This is a genomic window from Lederbergia sp. B243.17 (genome assembly GCF_057657925.1).
The window spans coordinates 1-4,500 of the sequence record NZ_JBWBKF010000007.1 but is presented as its reverse complement, the minus strand read 5'-3'; the positions used below and the strand labels follow the sequence as shown (position 1 = coordinate 4,500).

3 protein-coding genes, 14 tRNA genes, 1 rRNA gene and 1 pseudogene are annotated in these 4,500 nt (G+C 42.7%); 17 read left to right on the top strand and 2 right to left on the bottom strand.

The window, feature by feature from the left end; translation table 11 throughout:
• The first annotated feature begins 25 nt into the window (after positions 1 to 25).
• From rrf to AC0TWI_RS00110, 14 genes are all read left to right on the top strand, one after another.
• Positions 26 to 141: ribosomal RNA gene (gene rrf / locus AC0TWI_RS00175) — 5S ribosomal RNA — on the top strand.
• A gap of 7 nt (positions 142 to 148) precedes the next feature.
• Positions 149 to 223: transfer RNA gene (locus AC0TWI_RS00170), tRNA-Asn, on the top strand.
• A 2-nt stretch (positions 224 to 225) separates the two neighbouring features.
• Positions 226 to 316, top strand: a tRNA-Ser gene (locus AC0TWI_RS00165).
• A 12-nt stretch (positions 317 to 328) separates the two neighbouring features.
• Positions 329 to 403, top strand: a tRNA-Glu gene (locus AC0TWI_RS00160).
• 30 nt (positions 404 to 433) lie between these two features.
• A tRNA-Met gene (locus AC0TWI_RS00155) sits at positions 434 to 507 on the top strand.
• Positions 508 to 544: 37 nt separating this feature from the next.
• A tRNA-Asp gene (locus AC0TWI_RS00150) sits at positions 545 to 620 on the top strand.
• Positions 621 to 787: 167 nt separating this feature from the next.
• Positions 788 to 860, top strand: a tRNA-Phe gene (locus AC0TWI_RS00145).
• A gap of 27 nt (positions 861 to 887) precedes the next feature.
• Positions 888 to 972 (top strand) — tRNA-Tyr (locus tag AC0TWI_RS00140).
• Positions 973 to 979: 7 nt separating this feature from the next.
• Positions 980 to 1,053, top strand: a tRNA-Trp gene (locus tag AC0TWI_RS00135).
• Between the two features lie 5 nt (positions 1,054 to 1,058).
• Positions 1,059 to 1,133, top strand: a tRNA-His gene (locus AC0TWI_RS00130).
• A 30-nt stretch (positions 1,134 to 1,163) separates the two neighbouring features.
• Positions 1,164 to 1,235, top strand: a tRNA-Gln gene (locus tag AC0TWI_RS00125).
• Between the two features lie 3 nt (positions 1,236 to 1,238).
• Positions 1,239 to 1,313, top strand: a tRNA-Gly gene (locus tag AC0TWI_RS00120).
• A gap of 6 nt (positions 1,314 to 1,319) precedes the next feature.
• A tRNA-Cys gene (locus tag AC0TWI_RS00115) sits at positions 1,320 to 1,393 on the top strand.
• A 10-nt stretch (positions 1,394 to 1,403) separates the two neighbouring features.
• Positions 1,404 to 1,485 (top strand) — tRNA-Leu (locus tag AC0TWI_RS00110).
• A gap of 100 nt (positions 1,486 to 1,585) precedes the next feature.
• On the opposite strand, the gene AC0TWI_RS00105 is transcribed toward AC0TWI_RS00110, so the two are convergent.
• A complete protein-coding gene (locus AC0TWI_RS00105) occupies positions 1,586 to 2,737 on the bottom strand; it encodes a hypothetical protein (protein ID WP_488124315.1) in 1,152 nt (383 codons plus the stop codon).
• Between the two features lie 95 nt (positions 2,738 to 2,832).
• Between AC0TWI_RS00105 and AC0TWI_RS00100 the strand changes: the two genes are divergently transcribed.
• The 3 genes from AC0TWI_RS00100 to AC0TWI_RS00090 all read left to right on the top strand — a co-directional run bounded on the left by AC0TWI_RS00100 (position 2,833) and on the right by AC0TWI_RS00090 (position 4,164).
• Positions 2,833 to 2,914: transfer RNA gene (locus tag AC0TWI_RS00100), tRNA-Leu, on the top strand.
• Positions 2,915 to 3,125: 211 nt separating this feature from the next.
• Positions 3,126 to 3,662 (top strand): GNAT family N-acetyltransferase, encoded by a 537-nt coding sequence (locus AC0TWI_RS00095; RefSeq protein WP_488124314.1) that lies wholly within the window; start codon positions 3,126 to 3,128, stop codon positions 3,660 to 3,662.
• Positions 3,663 to 3,816: 154 nt separating this feature from the next.
• Positions 3,817 to 4,164 carry a hypothetical protein gene (locus AC0TWI_RS00090; protein WP_488124313.1) on the top strand — a complete coding sequence of 116 codons (348 nt, stop codon included), beginning with the start codon at positions 3,817 to 3,819 and terminating at the stop codon, positions 4,162 to 4,164.
• 231 nt (positions 4,165 to 4,395) lie between these two features.
• Here the strand turns inward: AC0TWI_RS00090 and AC0TWI_RS00085 are convergent.
• Positions 4,396 to 4,500, bottom strand: a pseudogene (locus AC0TWI_RS00085) (ATP-binding protein); the annotation flags it as partial.

The window sequence follows — 4,500 nt, the reverse complement described above, 5'->3', positions numbered from 1 at the left end:
TAGCAAATGTGTCTTACATACTTTGTCTGGCGGCGATAGCGAAGAGGCCACACCCGTTCCCATCTCGAACACGGAAGTTAAGCTCTTCAGCGCCGATGGTAGTTGGGGGTTTCCCCCTGCGAGAGCAGGACGCTGCCAGGCGAAATATTCCGCAGTAGCTCAGTGGTAGAGCTATCGGCTGTTAACCGATCGGTCGTAGGTTCGAATCCTACCTGCGGAGCCAATGGAGAGCTGTCCGAGTGGCCGAAGGAGCACGATTGGAAATCGTGTATACGCTAACCGCGTATCAAGGGTTCAAATCCCTTGCTCTCCGCCATAATATTTCATTGGCCCCTTGGTCAAGCGGTTAAGACACCGCCCTTTCACGGCGGTAACACGGGTTCGAATCCCGTAGGGGTCACCATTTTCACATAAGCAAGAACATCTTTATCGTCGCGGGGTGGAGCAGTTCGGTAGCTCGTCGGGCTCATAACCCGAAGGTCGCAGGTTCAAATCCTGCCCCCGCAATACATATCATTCAGAACTGAGAGGTTCTGAATGCTCCGGTCCCGTGGTGTAGCGGTTAACATGCCTGCCTGTCACGCAGGAGATCGCCGGTTCGATCCCGGTCGGGACCGCCATTTATTTTATTAGGTTTATGGCTCAGTAGATCAGTTGGTAGAGCACCGAAGCGAAACATCTTCGATCAGCTCCGCAGGCGTATCCATCGAGACGCTCCTTGAATGTTCCTCCTGAGATGGAGACGAAGGACAACTGGAAACTAAATAAGCATTTCCTTTTACTTAAAGGCTCAGTAGCTCAGTTGGTAGAGCAAAGGACTGAAAATCCTTGTGTCGGCGGTTCGATTCCGTCCTGAGCCACCTTTTATAAAAACTTGCATATACTGTGGTGGGGTAGCGAAGTGGCTAAACGCGGCGGACTGTAAATCCGCTCCCTCCGGGTTCGGCGGTTCGAATCCGTCCCCCACCACCATTTACACAGGGGTATAGTTTAAAGGTAGAACTAAGGTCTCCAAAACCTTCAGTGTGGGTTCGATTCCTACTACCCCTGCCAATATGGCGGCTATGGCGAAATGGTCAACGCATCGGATTGTGGCTCCGACATCGTGGGTTCGATTCCCACTAGTCGCCCCATTTACATTTTCATAAGAATAAATTGATCAATGGGCTATAGCCAAGCGGTAAGGCAACGGACTTTGACTCCGTCATTCGTTGGTTCGAATCCAGCTAGCCCAGTATGCGGAAGTAGTTCAGTGGTAGAACATCACCTTGCCAAGGTGGGGGTCGCGGGTTCGAATCCCGTCTTCCGCTCCATGATTAGGCGGCATAGCCAAGCGGTAAGGCACGGGTCTGCAACACCCTTACCACCGGTTCGATTCCGGTTGCCGCCTCCATACTTATTATGCCGGTGTGGCGGAATTGGCAGACGCGCACGACTCAAAATCGTGTTCCGTGAGGAGTGTCGGTTCGACCCCGACCACCGGTATACCAGACAGTCAAATAAAAAACGTTTCCTCTAGCAGGAAACGTTTTTTTTATTGTAGTGGAATAGCAGTAATCCTCTGGGAGTGTGCTTGAAGCGTTGCTTACATCATGCGGTTGTCTGGTGCCACTCTCCTTCGTATGATTAGCATCAGGATTCGTATGAAGATGAATAAAAGGTTCAGCATAAAAACAAAAACGGACAGCTCCTGGCCAATTGCAGTGTAAATAGAACCTCGTATAGGGCTTATTATTATGGAAGAAAGCGAAAGGCCGAGAAAGGAGACAGCGGTGATGAGGGCTGAGTCCAGTAGTGACCGATACCATTTCACTCCTCTCCAAAAATAAAAGCCGAAAATAAGACAAAGCGTATTCACCAGGACAATGGGAAGATACCCGTCATCTATAAAGCCATCCTCGGTTATTGCTGCATTCGGCAATAGGAAAAGGGAGTATAAGAAGTTGAATAGAAGGAGCGATATATATACCCACATTAAACGTACGTCCCTCGTTTTGTTCGTCAACTTTTGTCTTTTTATGATGGATGTTGTAAGAAAAGCCGGTTCATACTGATGTGTTATTGATCCAGGTTCATAGCCCATTTGTTCTTTAAGCAGCAAATAGGGCCGAAATTCTACTTTTGGTGCTTCTGCCACTATCTCAGAAAACTCTTCTTCAGTCACAGCCTTAGATAGATTCAGCTTTGAAATAGCAATCGGCACTTTGTTCTCTTGCAAGGTTTCCAGCCAACTCAGTAATCTTTCTTTGTCAAAATGAGTAAATATAAAATACCTTGGAGCTTCCCTGTTTCCATACGATATGATTAGCTTGGCACCAACTGAATACAAGGTTTTTGCAAAAGCTGAAGAGTGTGCTCTTGGAATAACCCTGAAATCAAGACCAACGAGTACTTCCTTGATATCCTCGTATGGAATTCGCACTGTTTCTTCCTTTTGCTTAGTAATCGATGTCAAAATAAAACCTTCGTCATCCAAATCATACGTTAACCTGAATGCAGTGTATTGGCGGTAGTTCAGGATTAAAAAATAAGCGAGGCAGGTAATTAAGAGCGTAATAAAAATGAAAAAGACGGTGAGCGCCCATTCTCGATGCACGAGAAAATAGATAGTCAGTGAACCGAGCACAAGGGAGAGCAGCAGGAAAACAACAATCAGGAATATATGCAAAACATGCGCATAACGGGGCAGCTGGTTTGTGTAGCCTCGTCCTTTTTTGTCAGGTTGCATTTCAATCATAAACATCGCTTCCTTCCTAAAAAAATCACTTTACAACTTGCTTCGATATAATATATAATAACAGAGTTGCATCGCTAAGATGCATATCCAATTATGCCGGTGTGGCGGAATTGGCAGACGCGCACGACTCAAAATCGTGTTCCGTGAGGAGTGTCGGTTCGACCCCGACCACCGGTATCATGACGTAAAAGAAAAAAGCCTGCAAACGTTGATCTATCAAGGTTTGTAGGCTTTTTTCTATGTATGGTACGATTCAGGTACAACCTACTTGCCAAAGAATCCCATAAAATAATAAAACATATGAGGGTGTTAGACGTTCATTTCAAGCTTTACTAGTAGTAACCTAGTTGAACAATTTCTGATAATCAAAAGAAAGGTTAGGGAAAATATGAATGAACTTATCTTTAGAAGATTGGAAGATGAATTAGATGACTTGGTGGCATTTTTTACAAATAATACTTGGGATTTTCACTCAAACCCAAAACCTTTAGAAGAACAAATTGTAGAGGGATACAAAAAAGGCTGGTACCAAAAAGATAGAGAAACGTTTTGGATAGAAAAGAACACTGAAAAAGTTGGATTGATAATTATTCATGATATAAGCGATACCATTCCTTCATTTGATATCCGTTTAGCAAATAACGTTAGAGGAAAAGGTGTGGGCAAGAAATCGGTTAAGTGGATAGTAGACTACCTATTTAATATGCCTAATAAGAAAATCAGAATTGAGGCATATACTCGAAACGATAACTTCGCAATGAGGAAAACTCTCAGCAATTGTAGTTTTGTTAAAGAAGGATACTTACGAAATGCATGGGAGAATAAAGATGGTAGTATATCGGATTCAATATGCTATTCCATTATTAGAAGTGATTGGGAAAACAAGATAGTAACCCCTATAAGACTTAATGATATTCCTTTCTAAGTGTTTCTTGGTGATTTCCTTATGTAGAGTCGTTAACATTGTTAGACAGCGGTTATTACTTTCTTGGTGAAAGAGGTGACGCCGATGAGGAAATCCAATTGCCTATTATTGATGATTAGAAGACCTTGAAAATGCAAGTGAAACAGCAAATTCAATGGAACATCTAACCGAAGAAGCAAGCAATAATTATAAATCTTATCTCCAAAACAACTTTGTATTGAAAAATGATGTATATATACACCCCAGGAATGAAAAGGCATTGAATGCTTTATCAAAGGAAATATCAGTAACAGACTATTGCTTGAAGGAAAAAATGGATAAGCCTTTTCTGTTGTTGTTGGCTGGACAAAGCATGGACGATTATAGCAAAGAAAAAGCAGAGGTTTTTAAAAAGCTGCATACGAATTTACTAGTAATCCCGATTCCTAACGGGTATCATTTTTTACCAATCACTAATTCCTTCAGGTTGCGGATATTTCGAAGGGCGCATATGCTTGCTTAATTGATTAAGCTGTTCGAGGATTCAAATCAATATCGAGCAATACTAGTAGCAGTAGAACCACATAAGAGCGGGTGCTTTGAGTAATTAAAGCACTCGCTTATTTTTGTGTGGTCATGAGGATCATTTTAATATAAGGCAGAATAAAACTCTGAAATGTCTAAATTTCATGGTATTATCTTTTAAAATACAAAAGGGTGTTACCGTCAAGTAGTTTTGAACACTTTTTGCTAACTAGGATTGAACATGTTCTTCTCTGAATATGGTGCTTCTGTGTTTGATTCGATAACTGTCCTCATTCAGGTGGATTACTTCGACCCGATGAAGGAGTCTGTCCAA

Excerpts from the sequence above, each read along its gene's own strand:
- AC0TWI_RS00105 (WP_488124315.1), bottom strand. The coding sequence starts at position 2,737 with ATGATTGAAATGCAACCTGACAAAAAAGGACGAGGCTACACAAACCAG.
- AC0TWI_RS00095 (WP_488124314.1), top strand. The coding sequence starts at position 3,126 with ATGAATGAACTTATCTTTAGAAGATTGGAAGATGAATTAGATGACTTG.
- AC0TWI_RS00090 (WP_488124313.1), top strand. The coding sequence starts at position 3,817 with ATGGAACATCTAACCGAAGAAGCAAGCAATAATTATAAATCTTATCTC.